Source organism: Cobetia sp. L2A1, from assembly GCF_009796845.1.
Classification (GTDB): Bacteria; Pseudomonadota; Gammaproteobacteria; order Pseudomonadales; family Halomonadaceae; genus Cobetia.
The window spans coordinates 2,726,759-2,746,152 of the sequence record NZ_CP047025.1 but is presented as its reverse complement, the minus strand read 5'-3'; the positions used below and the strand labels follow the sequence as shown (position 1 = coordinate 2,746,152).

General features: G+C 57.8%; 13 protein-coding genes. 12 read left to right on the top strand and 1 reads right to left on the bottom strand.

Annotated elements, in window-relative coordinates; translation table 11 throughout:
* Window positions 1–32 precede the first annotated feature (32 nt).
* From GQR90_RS11675 to glmS, 6 genes are all read left to right on the top strand, one after another.
* Window positions 33–1,550, top strand: a complete 1,518-nt coding sequence (locus GQR90_RS11675) for a polysaccharide pyruvyl transferase family protein (protein ID WP_158774266.1) — start codon at window positions 33–35, stop codon at window positions 1,548–1,550.
* Between the two features lies 1 nt (window position 1,551).
* A complete protein-coding gene (locus tag GQR90_RS11670) occupies window positions 1,552–2,832 on the top strand; it encodes a glycosyltransferase (RefSeq protein ID WP_158774265.1) in 1,281 nt (426 codons plus the stop codon).
* Window positions 2,825–3,580 (top strand): glycosyltransferase family 2 protein, encoded by a 756-nt coding sequence (locus tag GQR90_RS11665; protein WP_199269420.1) that lies wholly within the window; start codon window positions 2,825–2,827, stop codon window positions 3,578–3,580. The genes GQR90_RS11670 and GQR90_RS11665 overlap by 8 nt, the downstream gene beginning before the upstream one ends.
* Window positions 3,581–3,599: 19 nt before the next feature.
* Window positions 3,600–4,499, top strand: coding sequence for a glycosyltransferase family A protein (locus tag GQR90_RS11660; RefSeq protein ID WP_158774263.1), 900 nt, complete (start codon window positions 3,600–3,602; stop codon window positions 4,497–4,499).
* Between the two features lie 186 nt (window positions 4,500–4,685).
* Window positions 4,686–6,032 carry a UDP-glucose dehydrogenase family protein gene (locus tag GQR90_RS11655; protein WP_158774262.1) on the top strand — a complete coding sequence of 449 codons (1,347 nt, stop codon included), beginning with the start codon at window positions 4,686–4,688 and terminating at the stop codon, window positions 6,030–6,032.
* 100 nt (window positions 6,033–6,132) lie between these two features.
* Window positions 6,133–8,085 (top strand): glutamine--fructose-6-phosphate transaminase (isomerizing), encoded by a 1,953-nt coding sequence (gene glmS / locus GQR90_RS11650; protein WP_158774261.1) that lies wholly within the window; start codon window positions 6,133–6,135, stop codon window positions 8,083–8,085.
* 213 nt (window positions 8,086–8,298) lie between these two features.
* On the opposite strand, the gene GQR90_RS11645 is transcribed toward glmS, so the two are convergent.
* Entirely contained in the window at window positions 8,299–9,060 is a 762-nt protein-coding gene (locus GQR90_RS11645) for a sulfite exporter TauE/SafE family protein (protein ID WP_158774260.1), read from the bottom strand.
* Between the two features lie 534 nt (window positions 9,061–9,594).
* Between GQR90_RS11645 and GQR90_RS11640 the strand changes: the two genes are divergently transcribed.
* The 6 genes from GQR90_RS11640 to GQR90_RS11615 all read left to right on the top strand — a co-directional run bounded on the left by GQR90_RS11640 (window position 9,595) and on the right by GQR90_RS11615 (window position 19,332).
* Window positions 9,595–10,599, top strand: a complete 1,005-nt coding sequence (locus GQR90_RS11640) for a glycosyltransferase family 2 protein (protein ID WP_158774259.1) — start codon at window positions 9,595–9,597, stop codon at window positions 10,597–10,599.
* Entirely contained in the window at window positions 10,596–11,756 is a 1,161-nt protein-coding gene (locus GQR90_RS11635) for a glycosyltransferase family 4 protein (protein ID WP_158774258.1), read from the top strand. The genes GQR90_RS11640 and GQR90_RS11635 overlap by 4 nt, the downstream gene beginning before the upstream one ends.
* Window positions 11,757–11,980: 224 nt before the next feature.
* Entirely contained in the window at window positions 11,981–13,093 is a 1,113-nt protein-coding gene (locus GQR90_RS11630) for a glycosyltransferase family 4 protein (RefSeq protein WP_233266532.1), read from the top strand.
* Window positions 13,094–14,526: 1,433 nt separating this feature from the next.
* Entirely contained in the window at window positions 14,527–15,639 is a 1,113-nt protein-coding gene (locus GQR90_RS11625) for a polysaccharide export protein (RefSeq protein WP_158774256.1), read from the top strand.
* 105 nt (window positions 15,640–15,744) lie between these two features.
* On the top strand, window positions 15,745–17,961 hold the full coding sequence (locus GQR90_RS11620; RefSeq protein ID WP_158774255.1) for a polysaccharide biosynthesis tyrosine autokinase: 2,217 nt from the start codon (window positions 15,745–15,747) through the stop codon (window positions 17,959–17,961).
* Between the two features lie 60 nt (window positions 17,962–18,021).
* A complete protein-coding gene (locus GQR90_RS11615) occupies window positions 18,022–19,332 on the top strand; it encodes an exopolysaccharide biosynthesis polyprenyl glycosylphosphotransferase (RefSeq protein WP_233266259.1) in 1,311 nt (436 codons plus the stop codon).
* Window positions 19,333–19,394 lie beyond the last annotated feature (62 nt).

Genomic DNA, 19,394 nt, shown 5'->3' with positions numbered 1-19,394 from the left:
GCAGACATGACAGATATAAAAGGACATATAGCATGGCCAAGATATGCATGACTCACGGTTGGCACGACGATAACAAGGGCGATTCGGCCATCCTGATGGGCACGATCGACTTTCTCGACCAACTGATCGATGCCGAACAGGGCCGTAGTGATGTCTCGGGTGCTGGCGTCGCGCAGAGCGAAGGCCACCGCATCGATATTCTGCCGATCGATGATCAGGTCTTCGCGACCGAGCGTGGCCCGTTCCGTCATATTCGTCGCCGTTACCGCGAACGCGTCACTGTCGGCCAGCCACTGATGCCGCCGATGCGCGACAAGCTGCGCTTCGTCACCTCGCTGCTGGGTCTGGGCGCCAAGATGGTGTTCGGCAAGCAGGGCAAGAGTGGTAACGACATCATTGACGCCGCTGATCTGGTGGTCGTGAAAGGCGGCCACATCTTCCACAACGGCAGCTTCAAGAAGACGCTGTCCTCGTGGCTGGCACTGATCGGTTATCTGGCACCGGTGATGCTGGCTCGCAAGGCCGGTAAGCGCGTCCTGCTGCTGGGCCATTCCTTCGGCCCGTTCAAGACCCCCGCCCAGGAGCGCTTCTTCCTGCGCACCTTGAGCGACTGTCTGGTGGTGTCACGTGAGGAAATCACTCACGCGATGACGCAGAAAGCGGATCCGAAATTGCCGCACGCATTGCTGGGCACGGACATGGCCTTTGCCATGTCGCCGCGCCCGAGTGAGGAGCATGCAGAGGTCAAGGCGCCCAATGGTGTGGCCTCTCCTTATGCCGTGATTACCCTGCGCGATTGGTGGGGGCTGGATCATCAAGCCTTCGCCAAGCGTGTCGAGGTGCTGTCGCGTTCACTGCTGGAAGCACGTGAACGTCTGGGGATCGAGCGCCTCTTGATCGTGCCGCACGTGCTGGGTCCGACCGATATCGAGAACGACCAGCGCATCTCCCAGCTGGTGTTCGATCATCTGCAAAAGGCTCTGGCGGATGGTGAAGATGGCGCGAATCTCGCCAAGCGCATGGAACTGGTCGAAGGTGACCCGAGCCCGGATGCGCTGGTCGACCTCTACCGCGACGCCGAATTCCTGGTCGGAACACGCTTCCACTCGGTGATCTTCGCGCTGATGTCCGGCACGCCGGTCTATGCACTGTCCTATTGTGGTCCCAAGGCGCCGGGCATCATGCGTGACTTCGGTCTCGGTGATAGCGTTCAGGACATCGAGAACTTTGATCCGGCGCGTATCGTGGCCGATATCGAGGCACTGGTGGCGGACAAGGCCTTCCCGGCGCTGGCCGAAGAAGTCATCGCGGCCAAGCTTGCCGTGACGGCCGACATCACCCGCGACTTCCTGCGCCGCTCGCCGGGGCGTGCCGGTGTCTGGGGTCAGCGCGAACTGAAACTCAACGATGATGCCTATCCGGCGCGTTCCCCTGTCGCTGCGGCAGCAGCGGGTGTCGACACCAAGGACGCCGCGGATGCTGCCGTCGTGAATGCGCCGGCCTCTGAACATGACGCACAGGACGGTGAGCCTGTCGTGCGAGGAGCCTGACATGGCCCATGTTGCTCTGTTGATCCAGGACATCAGTGCGTGTGGTGGTGTCGAAAAGGTGATGCATGGTCTGGCGCGGGATCTGCGCACCAGCCATCGGGTCACGCTGGTCTCGGTGCGTGAAGGCGAGCCGTACTGGGGCCGCCTGGAGGGCGTCGAGTATTGCACCCTCGGGCTGCCTGCCACCGGGACGCGCAAGAACTTCCGTCACTGGGTGACGCATCTGCGCAGCGTGATGCTGGAGCAGCGCATCGAGGTGATGGTCAGCGGTTACTTTGCCTTCCATCTGGCCGCGCAGCTGGCCGCGCGTGGTACGGGCGGTGTGGATGTTAATGGACAGCCACGCCCTCAGACGCGTGTGATTGCGCAAGAGCATAGCGCCTATCATCACGATCGCCGTGCCAAGCGTGTCATCAAGCAGCTGCTGTATCGGCATCTTGACGTGCTGCAGGTGCTCAACGAAGTCGATGCCGAATGCTGGCGTCGTCGTGGCCTGCATCCGACGGTGATTCCCAACTATCTGGATGATCACACCGCGCAGGACACGCGTGCTCACTGTGAGCATCAGGCAGACATCGTGATGGTAGGGCGATTGGCACCGATCAAGCGTGTTGATCTGGCGATTCGTGCGTTTGCGCATGCCGGTTACCGTCGCGGACGACTGGTACTGGTCGGTGACGGTCCCGAACGGGAAGCGCTGCTGGCTCTCTGTCACGAGCTGGGATTGAAGGCTTTCCAGGGGGCGAACGATGACACGGTGCCCGGCGATACGCGGGTGCTATTCACGGGCGCGCTCAAGCAGGTGTCCGAAGAGCTGCGTCGTGGCCGGCTATTGTTGCTGACCTCCGACCGTGAATGCCTGCCGATGAACGTGCTGGAGGCCAAGCGTGAAGGCTTGCCGTGTCTGTCACGTCCGGTGCGCTCCGGCCCGTTGGCGCTGATCGAGTATGGGCGCGACGGCGTACTCAGCGCCGAGGTGGATGATAGTGATGACGTTGCCATTATCGGGGAGCTGGCACATGAATTGTCCAAGCTCGAATTCGATGATGATAGGTTGTTGCGCTTGTCGAATGGCGCCTGGCGCAGCTTTGCACGCTACAGCGCGCATGAAGTACTGCCGGACTATCAGCGATTGATATCGCGATTGGTACCGCCAGCCTCGGGTGCTTCTGCGTCAGATGAGCAGACGCACGAGACCGCTCGCGGCGGCTCCGGCTCGATCAACTCGAGCCAACCCCCCCCTTATCGCCTGGATCATCCAGAGGAGAGCGCCCATGGCTGATGTCTCCGTCATCATGCCCAATTACGGCTATGACCGCCGTCTGCATGCGGCCGTTGAGTCTGTGCTCGCTCAGAGTGAGCCGGTGCGTGAGATCTTGATCAGTGACGATGCCTCGCCGGACAACGCAGCGGAGCAGTTACGGGCTGATTTTGCCGAGATGGATACCGGCGCTGTCGAGATCCGCATTCTGGAAACCGATACCAACGGAGGCCCGGGACGTGCGCGCAATCGCGCGATTGCCGAGGCCAAGGGGCGCTACATTGCCTTTCTCGATGCCGATGATGCCTGGTTGCCAGAGAAGATCGCGCGTCAGATCGCCTTCATGCAAGAGACGGGTGCAGGGCTTTCCTACACCGGCTACGAGATGGTCGATGAGCAGGGCGAGCATGTCTCGTACTTTGCCCCCCCTGCGCGACTGACACGTGATGACATGCTGCGCTCCAACTCCATCGGCTGCCTGACCGCTATCTATGATGCGGGTAGCTTCGGGCGTTTTTACATGCCGACCATCCGCAAGCGTCAGGACTTGGCACTGTGGTTGATCATCATTGGTCAGCTGGGGCCGGCCCAAGGCATGCCCGAGCCACTGGCACGTTACACCCGCCGTGAAGGCAGCGTGTCGTCCAACAAGTTCAAGGCCGCTGCCTATCAGTGGCGTCTGTATCGAGAGGTGCTGGGGATGGATGTCATCAGCGCCAGTCGCAATTTTGTCCATTACGCGGTGAACGGTTATGCAAAACATCGTTGATAAGGATGTAACGGCCAACGTGACTCAGCACACTCAGGATGACACGCAGCCGCTAGGCGCTTCGCATTCCGAGTCGCATGCGCGCATGCTACCGGGGCAACGTCAGGTCGCGGACGATTCCCGTCGTCAGGTGCCAGAACTGACCTTCTTGATCTCGACCCTGGATGCGGGACTCTACAGCGTGCCGCGCTACGATGAGTTGCCCGGTGCCCGTTTCCTGATCGTGCATCAGGTGACCGATGCCGACAGCAAGGAGGCATATCGCGAGCATGTCCTGACGCACCTGGACAGTCGCTTTGAGTACCTGGCCGTCGAAGGGCGTGGGCTCTCGAAGAGTCGCAACATCGCGCTGGCCGCCTGTGCCACGCGGTATGCCTATATCCTGGATGACGACGTGCAGCTGCACCCGCAGGCAGTGGCATTGGTGATGGAAGCCTTCACCTGTACCGAAGCCGCGGCGATCAGCTTCCCGCACGTCAAGGCCTTCCCGCTGCATGAGCGCGATCCGGATCGTGCCGCGCCGCCGGTCGCCTTCAAATCTCACAGTTTGATGACGCTGGCCCGCGTGCGCTCTGTCGACATGGCGCTGGACCTCTGTCAGTTCCATGCGCGCTTTGACGAGCAGTTCGGGCTCGGGACCGATCAGCCCTCCGGTGAGGAATTCATCGTGATGAGTGATGCGCACCAGCAGGGTGCACGCCTCATGCGGGCCAATCTTGGTATCGTCGCGCATGCCGGCGTCACCTCCGGCAGTGACTTCTACAGCACGCCTGCCAAGGCACGCACCAAGGGCCGCATGTTCGCGCGCGTGACGGGGAGTCGCTTCTCGCCGCTGTCACTGGCCTTTTTCCTGCGCAAGGCGCCGGTGGCGTTCAAGCATGGCCATCTGACGACATTCGCTGGCAATTTCTTTCGCTAGTGCTGAGCACCAGCCCTGATCCGGTGATGGCATAACGTCAGCCACTGACATTCCCTGCGTTTTCATTTACCCCTCCTGCTGGCGAGCGTCGTCAGCGGGTTGGGTAACTTCACGCCGGAATCGGGGATTTTGCCGCTCATCACTTTCACGTTCGACATGGCTGCAAGGCCTGCAAGGATGACATCAATGAAGATCACGATTTTTGGTAGTGGTTATGTAGGACTGGTCACGGGTACCTGCCTGGCCGATGTAGGCCACGACGTGGTGTGCATGGACGTCGATGAAGCCAAGATCGACGGCCTCAAGCGCGGTGAGCTGCCCATCTATGAGCCGGGACTCGAAGGCATGCTGCTGCGCAATGTCGACGCCGGTCGCCTGAGATTCACCACCGATGCACGTGATGCGGTCGAACACGGTGTGTTGCAGTTCATCGCGGTCGGTACGCCGCCGGATGAAGACGGCAGTGCCGATCTCAAGTACGTGCTGGCGGTCGCCGCCACCATCGGCGAGCACATGGATGGCTACAAGGTCATCATCGACAAATCCACGGTGCCGGTCGGCACGGCGGATCGTGTGCATGCTCGTGTGAGTGAAGTGCTGGAGACCCGCGGTGTCAGCCACGATTTCGATGTCTGCTCCAATCCGGAATTCCTCAAGGAAGGCGCGGCGCTGGAAGACTTCACGCGCGGTGCACGCATCGTGGTCGGTACGGATTCCGAGAAGGTCCGCGTGCAGATGCGCGAGTGCTACGCCCCGTACAACCGCAACCATGAAAAACTGATGTTCATGGCCGTGCGCGCCGCGGAGCTGACCAAGTACGCCGCCAACGCGATGCTGGCCACCAAGATCAGCTTCATGAACGAGATCTCCAACCTGGCGGAGCGCCTCGGCGCGGACATCGAGGAAGTGCGTCGCGGCATCGGCAGTGATCCGCGTATCGGCTATCATTTCATCTATCCGGGCTGCGGCTACGGCGGCTCCTGCTTCCCGAAAGATGTGCAGGCGCTGGCCCGCACCGCTAGCCAGGTCGGCTACGAGGCAGAGCTGCTGACAGCGGTTGAGTCCGTCAACAAGCGCCAGAAGGTCACGCTGTTCGACAAGCTGTCACGCGCCTTTGATGGTGATCTGGCCGGCAAGACCATTGCCGTCTGGGGTCTGGCCTTCAAGCCCAATACCGACGACATGCGCGATGCGCCGAGCCGCACGCTGATGGAAGCGTTGTGGGCTGCCGGTGCCACGGTGCAGGCCTATGATCCGGAAGCGATGAAGGAATGTCGTCGCATCTATGGCGAGCGCGATGATCTCGTGCTGGTGGCGGACCGTCAGCAGACGGTCAAGGGCGCAGACGCGCTGGTGATCTGCACTGAATGGAAGGAATTCCGCACGCTGGATGCTCCGTGGCTCAAGGCTCAGCTGGGCTTCCCGGTCGTGGTTGATGGACGCAACCTGTTCGAGCCTTCTGCCATGAAAGCTGCGGGGTTGATGTATTACGCCGTGGGTCGTGGCGACACATTGACCCTGCCGCACGGCTGATCTGACACTTCATTTCATCCTGACGCATTGCAACAAGTATCGAATCCATTCGTGCTGATGTCGCCATCAAGCAAGTCAGCACGAACAAGAGGAGTTTCCCATGTGTGGCATCGTTGCCGGTCTGGCACAGCGTGATATCAGCAAGATTCTGCTCGAGGGGCTGCATCGCCTCGAATACCGCGGTTATGACTCTGCCGGCGTCGCCGTGATCGACGCCGCTGGCGAGCTACGCCGTGCGCGTGCGGTAGGCAAGGTACGCGCATTGGAAGAGGCGCTGATCGAGGCGCCGTTGAGCGGTGCGATCGGTGTGGCGCATACCCGTTGGGCGACCCACGGACGTCCGGCGCAGCACAATGCTCACCCGCATCTCTCCAATGAGCGAGTGGCGGTGGTGCACAACGGCATCATCGAGAATCACGAGGCACTGCGCGTCGAGCTTGAAGCGGCGGGCTATGTCTTCACCTCGGAGACGGACACCGAGGTGGTCGCGCATCTGGTTGATCGTGAACTTCGCAACGGCCGTGCACTGCCGGAGGCGGTCAATGCTGCCACCGAACGCCTCAAAGGCGCCTTTGCGTTGGCCGTGATGGAGCAACACACACCTGATCTGCTGGTCGGCGTACGCCAGGGTAGTCCGTTGGTCGTGGGTGTCGGTATCGGTGAGCACTTCATCGCATCTGATCCGCTGGCGCTGCTGCCGGTCACTGATCGCTTCATCTATCTGGATGAGGGCGACATGGTCGCCATCAGCGGTGACGGCATTCAGGTGCTGGAGCGTTCAAGCGATGGCGAGTCACTGATGCCCGTCGACCGCGAAGTGGTGCGTTATGAGCACAGCGTCGAGGCCTCCGGCAAGGGTGAATATCGCCACTTCATGATGAAAGAGATCATGGAGCAGCCCACCGTGTTGTCCCGTACGCTGGCGGACCGTCTTGATCCGCAAGGTGTGCGGATGGACGCCTTTGAGGCCTCGCGCAATTCCTTCCTCGCGGCTGAAACAGGGGAAGAGAAAGGCAAGGGGCTGGTCGATGAGGCGCAGCTGGCTGCACTCTTCGGTGAAGTGCGTCAGGTGCAGATCATCGCCTGTGGTACCAGTTACCACGCGGGCATGGTGGCGCGCTATTGGCTTGAAGAGATTGCAGGCCTGCCGACACAGATCGAGGTGGCCTCCGAGTTCCGTTACCGTGAGCGCGTCGCGGCACCGGGCACACTGTTCATCACCTTGTCCCAATCGGGTGAGACGGCGGATACGCTGGCGGCACTGCGTGACATCCAGAAGCTCAATGCCGAGGGGCCGCAGGCTGGTCGTTATCTGGCGAGTCTGGCTATCTGCAACGTGGCGGGCAGCTCGTTGGTACGCGAGTCGGATATTTCACTGCTGACACGCGCAGGCCCGGAAATCGGCGTTGCCTCCACCAAGGCCTTCACCACACAGCTGGTGGCCTTGATGCTGACCACGCTTGCGCTACGCCAGAGCCGTGAGGGGCAGGCAGCAGACGGTGATGACCTGCTCGCGCGTCAGTTGCTGATGCGTCTGAAGGACTTGCCGCATGTCGTTGAGCAGGCACTGGCACTGGATGGTGAAATTGCGCAGCTGGCTGAGCAATTCATGCATCGCCACCATACACTGTTCCTGGGGCGTGGTAGCCAGTACCCCATCGCGATGGAAGGGGCGCTCAAGCTCAAGGAAATCTCCTACATCCACGCGGAGGCCTATGCCGCGGGCGAGCTGAAGCACGGCCCGCTGGCATTGATCGACGAAGACATGCCGGTGGTGGCTGTCGCGCCGATGGATGACCTGATGGAGAAGCTGAAGTCCAACCTGCAGGAAGTCCGCGCGCGCGGCGGTCAGTTGTTCGTCTTCGCAGACCCGGAAGTCAGCCTCAAGGCGGGTGAGGGCGTACATGTGGTGACAGTACCGGGGGTCTGCCGCTATCTGGCACCCATCGTCTATGCCGTTCCGCTGCAGTTGCTCTCCTATCACGTTGCCGTGCTCAAGGGCACCGATGTTGATCAACCGCGTAACCTTGCCAAGAGTGTCACGGTAGAGTGATCGCCTGCGTCATCAGTATCTGAGATGACGTTACCGGTATCAAAAAGGGACTGCCCATGGGCAGTCCCTTTTTTTTGTACTGAAATTTTTTGTACTGAAATCTCGTGGGTCAGGGTCGTTAATCTCAGGGCCGTTCATATCGGGCTCGTACAGTTGCATCAACCTGACTCCCTGTCTGGTGTTTATCTCATGAAGCATCTGCTCCCTGAGTGTCTAGATAAGCCCCTTGAGGATCAAGTTACCGCTCGCCACCAGCAATATGGCATAGGCGACCTGGCGCAGGTGCTTATCACTCAACGGCGGCGGGAAGCGTCGCGCCAGCTCAGTGAAGATGATCACCACGAAGGTGCCGAAGAGGCCAATGATCAGCAGTTCGGAAAGTGTGTCGCCGATACGGCCGGGTTCGGCGAGGGTCAGCCCCATGCGCACCACGCCGGTGACGATGAATACGGCGAAAAGCGTGCAGCGCACGGCGATCAACGTCATGGGCTGACGATAGAGCACCACCACCAAGGGTGGGCCATTTGCCGAGAAAAGCCCTCCCATCAGCCCGGAAAGCGCCCCCGCCAGCTTGAAATGCCAGCGGGGGGAATGGGTCGTCCGTGGGGCGGGCTGTGCCAGCAGAGCAAGGCAGGCGATCAGGATGACGATACCCAGCAGCATGCCCAGCAGTGGCGCACGCGCTTCCCCAAGCCAGTGGGCCAGAAAGTACCCGACAGGCAGCATCGGCAAGCTTGTCACCAGCAGGCGTCGCGCGAACCTGGGGCTAACCTGGCGCCAGTGTCCGCGCATGGCCATGGTGTTGTTGAACAACCCAAGCAGGGTGCACAGCAGGGCAGCACTTTCGATAGGCAGGACATCAAGTGTCGCCAATAACCCCATGACGATCAGCCCGAAGGCAAAGCCCGTGAGGGTTTGAATGTAGCTGGCGAGGGCCAGGCTCATCATGATGGCGACAAGTTGCCAGAGTGCCATGGGGTCTCCGTGAATGGAGGTGGTGATAGCCGGTTGCCGGTTATCGAGGGGCGTCTTCGAGAGGGGACGTGCACATGATAACGCGCGCGGCATGAAAGGTGTGGATGGACTCGTGCAGACCTATCTCCATCAGGGGGCTGAAACGCCTAGCATGTCCGGGATGATGTCGTTGAGGGTATTAGCTCAATCAGCTAAACATCAATTGAGTAAACGAGTGGTCACTTGTGATGGGGTTTTAATATTAAATGACAGAGGTTAGGGGTATTCAGCCTCATTATTTCGGTTTTTAGCGACAGGTTGCCTTGTGGGAGCTTCAGGGAGTTATTAATCTGTGGTCAACAGCAGGCCGCTAAGTGTCGCACTTTACTATCATGCCATGTCGGGTTTTTATCCACTGCGGACGTTTGACGTGTCTTGCGTCTTGTTGGTGGAACTCTCTCTGTGATCAGGATGAATGCAGTGAGAGTCGACTGATCATTGCGGATAATAAAGGCGAACTGACTGACAATAATTGACTGAATAGAAGGGCAGGGCATGGAACGCAATGCAGTACAGTCTCCTTTCTTTTCCATAGTGACCCCGAACCATAATTCGGGGGGCGATCTTGAGCGTTGTATCAAAAGTCTTCGCGAGAACCAGGCAGCTTTCGAGCACATCATCATTGATGATGCTTCGTCCGATGATGGTTTCTTGTGGGCGGAAGAGCAGGCCGCATCAGGAAGTTCGCCCGAGTTGGTGCTGCGGCGTAATCCCGAGAACCTGGGCCCTGGAGGGACGCGTAATCGTGGACTTAACCTGGTCACTGGACGTTACGTGTTGTTCTGCGATGCTGATGATTATCTGGCGCCTGAAGCGCTGGATAGCCTGAAAGCCGAGATCGAAGCCTTTGAATATCCGGATGTCGTGGTCTTCCGTTATCGCCTGCATTGCCCGCATGGCGACATGGACAGTGTTCAATTGTGTACGGCGCCGATTGAGCACTCCCGGAGGGAGGCCTTTGGTGACTTCATGCGCGATACCATCGTCTCGTCGCCTTGGGGCAAGGCTATTCGCGCAGATCGGGCTTGTGCACTGAAATTCCCGGCACTGCCAGTCGCGCAGGACAGTCTTTATAACCTTGATCTGTTCGGGCGTGCCGAACGCATCCTCTATCTTCCGACGGTGTTGTATCACTTTGATAAGCGTAGTGATGGTTCTCTGACACGCAAGCCGTTCAGCAATCAAGAGCTGGACAAGTTTCATGGTAGTTGGCAGGTCTTCGAAGATCATTACCGCAGACACTTTGCGGCGACTCATGGCCTGCTGTTACTCGAAGTCCGCGGTCTGCGATTTGTCGGGATGGACTTCATCATGCGGCAGGGCATCAACAAGACACGGGATGATTCACGTGTTCGACGTGTCGTTCTTACTCAATTGCGGCAGACATCATGGACTGCGCTCCGTCAGCTCTCGCTTAAAGAAAAAGCACTGTTGATGATCTATGCATTGAGTCCTTCACTATCTCGGCAATTAATTCGGCGGAGCCAATACGCCTCATGACGCCTCTCAAGCATGTCCTGTTCTACACGGGTGCTCAGTCACGCACAGGCGGCACCGAGCGTGCCTGCGCCGATACCGCCAACCTGTTGGTGGCCAGCGGCGATTATCGTGTCGAAGTCATCAGTGAGTATGGGCCTGCTGAGAGTCCGTATCCCTTGCATCGGGATATCAAGCACGAATCACTGCATCCTGATCGCACGCATCTGGGCGCGCTGCGTGGAATTCTGCTGTTCGCACGTTTGTTGTGGATGGTGTTGCGCAAGCGTCCGGATGTGGTGATCGTGGTGGAAAGCATCGGATTTCTGCCGTTTCTGCTACCCAGCTATCTGTGTCGTCGCACCCGCTTTGTCTGCTGGGAGCATTTCAATGCGACCTCGGACCTGGGGATTGCGCGGCGGGATACCGCTCGGCGGCTGGCGGCACGACGTGCTGACCGCATCGTGGTGCTTTCGCATGAAGACCGTGAGTACTGGGAAAGACTGCATCCCGCCTCGCGTGAGCGGTTGAGTGTCGTGCCTAACCTGAATCCGCTGGAATACATGCTTGGGCAGCGTCAGGCAAGTCCTGCAATGGCGTTAGACGTGCCGCGTGTAACACCACATGTGGCCGTTGCTGTTGGGCGTCTGGACCCGCAGAAGGGGTTTGATCTGTTGCTCGACGCCTGGGCGTCCATTCCGGTAGACACCCGCAAGAACTGGGTGCTGCGTATTGTCGGTGAGGGCAGTTGTCGCGCTTCGCTTCAGGCGCAGGCAGAGGCGCTGGGTATCGCTGCCGAGGTGCAGATGCCGGGTCAGTCCAATGATATTTGCCAAGAGTATGTGGCGGCCGATCTCTTCGTGCTGTCGTCACGCTTTGAGGGATTTGGGTTGGTGTTGGTCGAGGCACTGAGCTGCGGTGTGCCGTGTGTCAGCTTCGAGTGTCCGGCGGGCCCACGCGAGATCATCAAGCACGGCGTCAACGGCTATCTGGTAAAAAACGGCGACGTGGCATCGTTGACCCATCAGCTGGATGAAGTCATGGCGGACAATGCTCTGCTTGACAAGCTACGTGCCAATGTTGATTACGGGCTTGAGCGCTTCTCGAAACGCACGGTTGAGGCCAGCTGGTGCACGGTGCTGCAGGGCCTTGAGTCGTCTGCACTGCTGCACGTCATTTGATTGCGGCGAGTCGATGCGTGCTCTCGATGGTGGGCGAGGCAATTCAAGGGAATTCTAGAATGATCCGATAGCGGTGCCGAGAGAGATTCCTGGTGCCGCTTTTCTGGTGTTCTGTCACGTTTTTTACGACGTGCGTATTAATGTTCAGCATTTTTCGAGCATCGGTTTGGTGACTCGGTTTTGTCTTTCATGAACGACAGCGGGAGGCTATCGCCGTGAGAATCATGCATGTCATCTCAACCCCAGCGTCTGGTGGGGCTGAGGTCTATGTCAAGGATCTAAGCCTGGCAATGGTGGCTGCAGGCCACAGCGTGCACATTACCTTTCTGGAGCGCGCGGAAGAGTGTGGGCGCGATCTCGACTACGAGCGCAATTTTCTGGCGCAGCTGAGTGCCGGTGGTATCAGTTACGCGTTTCTGGGAGCAGAGACGCGTCGTCGTCCATGGCGAGGAGCAGCGAGGTTACGTGCCGAGGTAGCTCGCTTTACGCCGGATGTCGTGCATTGCCATCTCTACTACGTGTTGATGTTTGCCTTCCTGCTGCCACGTCGCATGCCGGTCATCATGACCGTGCACAGCATTGAGCTGGGCGCTCCCCAGTGGATGTTCCGACTGTTCGATCGTCGTGTCAGCGCTTATATCGGTATCTGTCACGCGTGTACGCGCAAGCTTGAGCCTCTGAGTTCGCGGCCAGTGGTACAGATAGACAACGCCGTCTCGGGTGCACGACTCAAGTCCAGCGGCTGGCGTGAGGCTTCTGTTGATGCGCCTGTTCAGCTCGTGGCAATTGGTCGTCTCACGGACGCCAAGCAATACGAATTGATGTTGGAGAGCTGTGCTCGTCTCAAGGCTCAGGGGCTTGCCTTTATGCTACGTATTGCTGGTGAAGGGCCGCATCGGGATGCACTGCTTGCGCAGATTGATACGTTGCAGCTTGGAGAGCATGTCACGCTGATGGGTAACATCTCAGACGTGGCAGGACTGCTGGCATCCTCGGATATCTTCATCATGTCATCTGCCTGGGAAGGGCTGCCCATCTCTCTTCTGGAGGCCACGCTTAGCGGCCTGCCGGTACTGGTGACCAATGTCGGGGGCTGTGCCGAGGTCGTGCATCGGGTGGGCAATGGTCTGGTGGTTGATGAGCAGACGCCAGCCCGCTATACCGAGGCGTTGGCGCGTCTGGTCGGCGATGTCGAGTTGCGGCGCTCATGCGCGCGTAATGCGCGGCGCCATGGTGGCAGCTATCACATCAACAATGCGGTGGCGGGGCACCTCACGCTTTATGCCACGCATCAACAGGGGCAGCAGGCAGCTTCAGCGCTCGAAACATTGACCTGATGATTCCAGACCCGCTGCGCTTCACTGTACTCATTGGAGCTCGTCATATCTGAGCTTGTCATGTCTGAGCCCGCCATGTGTTGTCATGCCTTGATGGTCAGTTGAGTCAACTCCTGTAATCGCTATTTACACGATGGGTGGCCGATGTTTATCGCATTGGCTACCCATTTTCATGCTGGATATCGCCCAGCGCTGTATGACGTGTCTCGTTAATCGCCCTTGAGCGTTACGGTGTTGAGTTTACTCATACCTATTGGTCAATGAGGATGATTAGATATTAGTAAAACATAATCAGGAGGGGGTGAGGTTTGTCTTAGTACGACTCATTTAAAATCCAAGGGTCGCCGGTATCACTCTGCTAATGACAGGACTGAGATAAGGCAGTCTAAAGTTAACACTGCCAGTAAAATCGTCGCGATAAGCAGACTTGTTCTTGCTGTTAAGATGAATTGATTTACTATCATTCCCGACAGTTTGATTAGTAGTCTCTCAATATTGTTTGGTCGCGCATGAAGATAGCGTCTTGAAGGCGGGCAGCAGTGCCACATAGACCTCATGTTGTTATTGACGAGATTACTGATCAGGACCATCTCATCGCTGCTCTGTTGAGAAGTAGGGAGGCTTGTGGAGACTTTTGCACAGGCTCACCCACCACAACCAGAGCACTAGAAATGGGAAGTTCATTGATGGATTTTTGCGCAAGCTGGTCAGTATGTTGTTGTATTTAAAGATATTGTGTGAGTGTCGGATATCAGCTGTGCAATATGAAACACCTTGTCGTGAAAGAGATGCCTTGCCAGGTCACGCAAGACGAATATCTCTGAGGCGACGAGGAGTGGATGCAGCAGCGAGAACACTCCCTTCTTTGAATACTGTCGTAATGAATCCCATGTCCTCTCGAGAGAAGTCGTATGCCATCAGCCTTGATGGTAACTCTTCTCAGTGAGGACGGGGTACTTGATCAATTCATGTGGTGAAAGAGTAATGACGGCTGATTCACTCGTGTGCGAATAATGAACGTTCGTGATGAGGTAAATGCTTTAGTTGTCATTTATCAGCAACAATCGATTCTCTCAAGAGAGATAATACTTCCTGCCGAATGGTATGAAAGTCCTGTTTTTCGATGAGTATTGAAATGCTGTGTTGACGGTTATTACTTATAGCCCACTTGGTCAATAGGATGATTTTCCTCATCTATGCATGATGAAGTTAAACATGATGATGCGCACGAGATGGCGCACGTCACTCGTTTTTGATGATGCCATTACAGTGCTTCGAATCCGTACGGTCGACTTCGGAGAGCGGGAAGGACAGGGACAGCAGATATCAGTGGGCTGCAGGGGAGAAGGCCAATTCCTCGGGGCGGTAGCGTGCCCAATCACCACGGTGACTGCATTGGTCAGGGTTTACAGGGGATGAAACAGGTTATGGAAATGCCGATCAGATCAACGCTCAAGGCGTTATCACTCGCCACCTTGTTGGTGACAGTAGGAGGGTGCGCTTTTGCGCCTGGCGGTCATATGGAGTACGAGGCTGAAATAGCGCCACTCTCTGACCAGGTCACGATCAGTCCGATCACACCGGGGTTGATCAGTACCTATCGGTCACGCATTGCCCAGACAGCACCTGCCGACGCGAAGCTTGTCGACGATATCAAGCGCTATGTCTACCGAGTGGGTGGCGGGGACGTGCTTGATATCAACCTGAGTACGCCGTTGGATCTTGCTCAGGAGACTGGTGCGCAACGCCAGACCGTCGAGGCGTTGACCTATACCGTTCAGCCGGATGGCACCCTGTTCTATCCCTATGTCGGCCGCATCAACGTCAGAAGCAAGACCGTTGATGAAGTGCGCGCTGCCCTGGTGAAAGGCCTTTCCCGTTACATCACTGAGCCTCAAGTCAATGTGTCGGTAGCTCAGTTCCGCTCCCAACGTGTCTACCTGAGTGGTGCCGTGGATAAGCCGGGCTTTGTCCCGGTGACCGATGTACCACTGACATTGATTGATGCTGTCAGTGGCAGCGGTGGTGTCACGACGCTGGCCAACACCCATGACATCACCCTGACGCGTAATGGCAAGCAGGAACATCTGAGCCTTTATCAGCTGCTGCAAGAAGGTGATATGCGTCAAAACCGCCTGCTACAGGACGGTGATGTCATTAACGTACCGGTCGCCGAAGACCAGAACGTCTTTGTGCTGGGGCAGGTACTCAAGCCCGGCAACATGCCGGTGGGTAATGAGCGACTGAGCCTGACTGACGCACTGTCGCGTGCCGGTGGTGTTGATGAAGAGCGCGCTGACCCATCCGGTATCTTCGTTGTCCGTGAGAACTCGCCGGATTCGGACAAGCTGGCGACTGTTTTCATTCTCGATATTTCCGATGCGACCTCTTTCATGCTGGGTGCACGTTTCCCGCTGCAACCGCGTGATGTGGTCTACGTGACTGCTGCGCCTGTCAGCCGTTGGAACCGCGTGCTGAGCCAGCTGTTGCCGTCAGTGACCAGCACCGGGGCCTTCGTCTCGGTGATCGACGACATCGAGGATTGATTCAATGATTGCTCGGATACCGACACCTTCCATGTACGTTTCTTCAATGACCATCACTGCGTTCCATTGCCTGTCGAACCTGCAGCATTCAGTTAAGGCGGTGTCATGAATCAATACACCTCACCGCCTTCTGCCGCGCAGCCTGCCAAGGAGAATGCCGGCCGAAACCTCGATTTCAGTACGATTCTGGCGCTGCTCTGGCATCGTCGCTGGTGGTTGATTGCCAGTACGCTGTTGATGACGACCATCGGGATCTACCTCGTGGGTAGCCAGCCGCGTATCTATCTCGCCGACTCGCTGATTCAGATCGAAGACAAAGGCACAAGCGCCAGCCTGCTGGGCCCGCTAGCGGGACAGGCAGTTGGCAAGGACGAAGGCAGTACCAGTGATGAACTGGAAATTCTCGCCTCGCGGCTGGTGCTTGGGCAGGCCGTCGCCCGTGAGCGTCTCAATATTGTCGTGACGCCGGTGCGCTACCCGCTGATCGGTAACTGGTTGTCGAACCTGGATTTTCGTCTGCCGGACAGTTTGGGCGGTAATGATTATGCCTGGGGTGATGATGCGCTGACGGTCACCACGCTGAACCTGAGTGGCCAGTGGCAGCGCCAGGCGCTGACGCTCGAGGTCGTGGACGCTGAGCATTACCGTTTGCTGGATGCCGAGGGCACTCTACTGATGCGCGGGACTGTCGGTGAGAATGCGCTGATGGAAGGTATCAAGGTCTTCGTGCAGCGACTGTCTGCCAAGCCGGGAGCTCGCTTCAAGCTCGCCAGCATTCCTGATCTGAGTGCCATCAACGCGATCAAGTCGCGATTCACTTCCGTGCGCAACGGGACGGATACCGGCGTTGTCACTCTGAGCCTCTCGGGCAGTGATCAAGCCGCTATCGTCAGTACGTTGGATGCCATCACTGATGTGTTCTTGCAGCAGAACATCGAGCGAGAGTCTGCCGAAGCGGATAGTCAGCTTAACTTCCTCGGTGATCAAATCCCGACCCTGCGTGGTCAGTTGGACGAGGCTGAGTCTGCACTCAATGATTATCGCCGTCGCCGCGACTCCGTTGATCTGACCGCGGAAAGCCAGCAGGTAATGGAGAATCTGGTGGGGCTGGATAACCAGCTCACCGAGATAAAACTGCGTCTTGCAGAGCTGTCACGTGCTTACACGCCCCAGCATCCAGCGTATCGCGCACTCGTGGCACGTCGCGGTTCACTGAATGAAGAAAAGGCGCGGGTTCAGAAGCAGGCCGAACAATTACCGGCTGCGCAACGTGAAGCACTGAACCTGAATCGCAATGTCACCGTTAGCCAGGAAATCTACGTCGCGCTGCTCAACAAGCGTGAAGAAGTGCGCCTCAAGAAGGCTGGTACCGTCGGCAACGTGCGCATTCTTGATCCTGCTGTGCTGCAGCCGGGGCTTATCTCTCCCAAAACTTCACTGATGATGATGGTCTTCAGCATGGCCGGTCTGATGTTGGGCGTACTGGTAGTGCTGATGCGTTATTCCATGCGTAAGGGGATCGACTCTGCCGAGCAGATTGAGGCATTGGACCTGCCGGTCTACGCCACGATTCCGCTCTCGCCGCTACAGCCGGGCATGATGCGCCGCGTCCGTCTCAAGGGTGAGAAGGGAGGGCGTGAAATCTATCAAGGGATTCTGGCGACCTCACAGCCTTCTGATATCAGTATCGAGGCGCTGCGCAGCCTGCGTACCAGCCTGCATTTCGCTTTGCTCGATAATCATCGTAAATCCGTGATGTTCACAGGGCCGAGCCCCGGCATCGGCAAGAGCTTCGTCAGTCTTAATCTGGCAGCGGTGAGTGCCGAAGCAGGACAGCGTGTCTTGCTGATCGATGCCGACATGCGTCGTGGTCATTTGCATCATGCCTTCCAGCGCACTTCTGAACAGGGCGGACTCTCTGACGTACTGAGTGGTGTCAGCTCACTCGAAGACGTGCTGTATCACTCACGTATCGACAACCTCGACTTCCTTGGGCGTGGCGTCTCGCCACCCAATCCCTCTGAGCTGCTGATGCAGCCGAATTTCGCTCAGCTGCTCGACCTTCTCGGTGAGCGCTACGATCTGATCATCATCGATACCCCGCCAGTCCTTGCCGTCACCGAGGCGCTGATCATCGGTCGTCATGTGGGTGCCAGTCTGATGGTGGCGCGTTATGGGATGAATCAACTGCGGGAGCTTGAGCACGCTCGCAAGAAACTCGAGAACAACGGCATTCACGTCAAGGGCGCCATCCTGAATGCGATCGAGCAGGGTATCGGCGATAAGAGTAGCTATGGGTATTACAACTACAGCTATGCCTGATTCCGGCATACCACACAGTTCAGCTCTCATGACGCTTAATTCACGGAGGAGGTAGGCACGATGAGCGGTATTCCCTTATCGATGGAGCATCAGCGGCGCTACTCGCATCACTACGAGCGGTTGATCGCCAGCAAGCGACTGCAGCTGGTCTTTGGCATGTTGGTCGTGGTGATTGCGCCAGCACTCTATCAGGCGTACATGAACCAGTTGGAGGGTGTCAATTACGTCTGGTGGCTGACCAGTGATGGGCAGTGGCATGCACTGCTGGGGACTGGCGTGGCCTATACGCTGTCGATCACGGCGGTCAATCGCCTATCACGTCTACCGGGGACGCGCTCCTATCTCTACGTCGTGCCGGCCATCGTGATCTTCTACCTGGCGCTCATGCTGATACTGGGCATCTTCGATCTCGAGTACTCGCGTCATCAGGTAGGCCTTTCGTTCGTGCTCGCCGTCAGCCTTTGCACTGCCTACTACTACATCGATTCACGCCTGCGTCGCATGCGTTTTGCCGTGGTGCCGTTTGGCAAGGCGCCGAGTCTGTGCACGCGTCCTGGCGTTGACTGGTTCACGCTGACCGGGCCGGACCTGGTCGGTATTCGGCGTATCGATGGCGTGGTGGCAGACCTGCGCGCTGAGCTACCCAGTGAATGGCAGAGCTTTCTCGCCGATTGCACCATCCACCGGATTCCTGTCTATCACGCGACCCACGCGCACGAAATGATCACTGGTCGTGTGCTGCTTGATCACCTGTATGCCAACGAATATGGCTCACTGATTCCTCGTGAAGACTACGAGGTCATCAAGCGCTGGATGGATCTGGCCGTGGCCATTGTCGTGCTGCCGTTGCTGCTGCCGATCATGCTGCTGACCGCCCTTGCCATCCGCCTGGATAGCCCGGGCCCGGTGGTATTTCGCCAGCCGCGGATGGGCTTTCACTGCCGTCCTTTCACCGTCTACAAGTTTCGCAGCATGTATGACGGCATGAAGGGGGCTGGCTTCACTCAGGAAGGCAGCGATCCGCGCATCACTCGCGTCGGCCGTGTCATCCGCAAGTTCCGCCTCGATGAACTCCCGCAACTGATCAACGTGCTCAAGGGTGACATGAGCCTGATTGGCCCGCGGCCTGAATCCATGAATCTGGCGGACTGGTATCGCAAGGATGTGCCGTTCTTCCATTACCGCCATGTCGTGCGGCCGGGCATCACTGGCTGGGCTCAGGTGGAGCAGGGCTATGCCGCCGAAGTGGAAGGCATGATCCGCAAGCTCGAGTACGACTTCTTCTACATCAAGCATTTCTCCTTCTGGCTGGATCTGCTGGTGGTGATACGCACCATCAAGATCGTCATCAGCGGGAGTGGCTCGCGCTAGCGCGCCATGTACGTCGTTTCACTCTCATCGCACCATTCGGGCCGCGAGCCCTTTCTGTCGAA

Excerpts from the sequence above, each read along its gene's own strand:
- GQR90_RS11675 (WP_158774266.1), top strand. The coding sequence starts at position 33 with ATGGCCAAGATATGCATGACTCACGGTTGGCACGACGATAACAAGGGC.
- GQR90_RS11670 (WP_158774265.1), top strand. The coding sequence starts at position 1,552 with ATGGCCCATGTTGCTCTGTTGATCCAGGACATCAGTGCGTGTGGTGGT.
- GQR90_RS11665 (WP_199269420.1), top strand. The coding sequence starts at position 2,825 with ATGGCTGATGTCTCCGTCATCATGCCCAATTACGGCTATGACCGCCGT.
- GQR90_RS11655 (WP_158774262.1), top strand. The coding sequence starts at position 4,686 with ATGAAGATCACGATTTTTGGTAGTGGTTATGTAGGACTGGTCACGGGT.
- glmS (WP_158774261.1), top strand. The coding sequence starts at position 6,133 with ATGTGTGGCATCGTTGCCGGTCTGGCACAGCGTGATATCAGCAAGATT.
- GQR90_RS11645 (WP_158774260.1), bottom strand. The coding sequence starts at position 9,060 with ATGGCACTCTGGCAACTTGTCGCCATCATGATGAGCCTGGCCCTCGCC.
- GQR90_RS11640 (WP_158774259.1), top strand. The coding sequence starts at position 9,595 with ATGGAACGCAATGCAGTACAGTCTCCTTTCTTTTCCATAGTGACCCCG.
- GQR90_RS11635 (WP_158774258.1), top strand. The coding sequence starts at position 10,596 with ATGACGCCTCTCAAGCATGTCCTGTTCTACACGGGTGCTCAGTCACGC.
- GQR90_RS11630 (WP_233266532.1), top strand. The coding sequence starts at position 11,981 with ATGCATGTCATCTCAACCCCAGCGTCTGGTGGGGCTGAGGTCTATGTC.
- GQR90_RS11625 (WP_158774256.1), top strand. The coding sequence starts at position 14,527 with ATGCCGATCAGATCAACGCTCAAGGCGTTATCACTCGCCACCTTGTTG.
- GQR90_RS11620 (WP_158774255.1), top strand. The coding sequence starts at position 15,745 with ATGAATCAATACACCTCACCGCCTTCTGCCGCGCAGCCTGCCAAGGAG.
- GQR90_RS11615 (WP_233266259.1), top strand. The coding sequence starts at position 18,022 with ATGAGCGGTATTCCCTTATCGATGGAGCATCAGCGGCGCTACTCGCAT.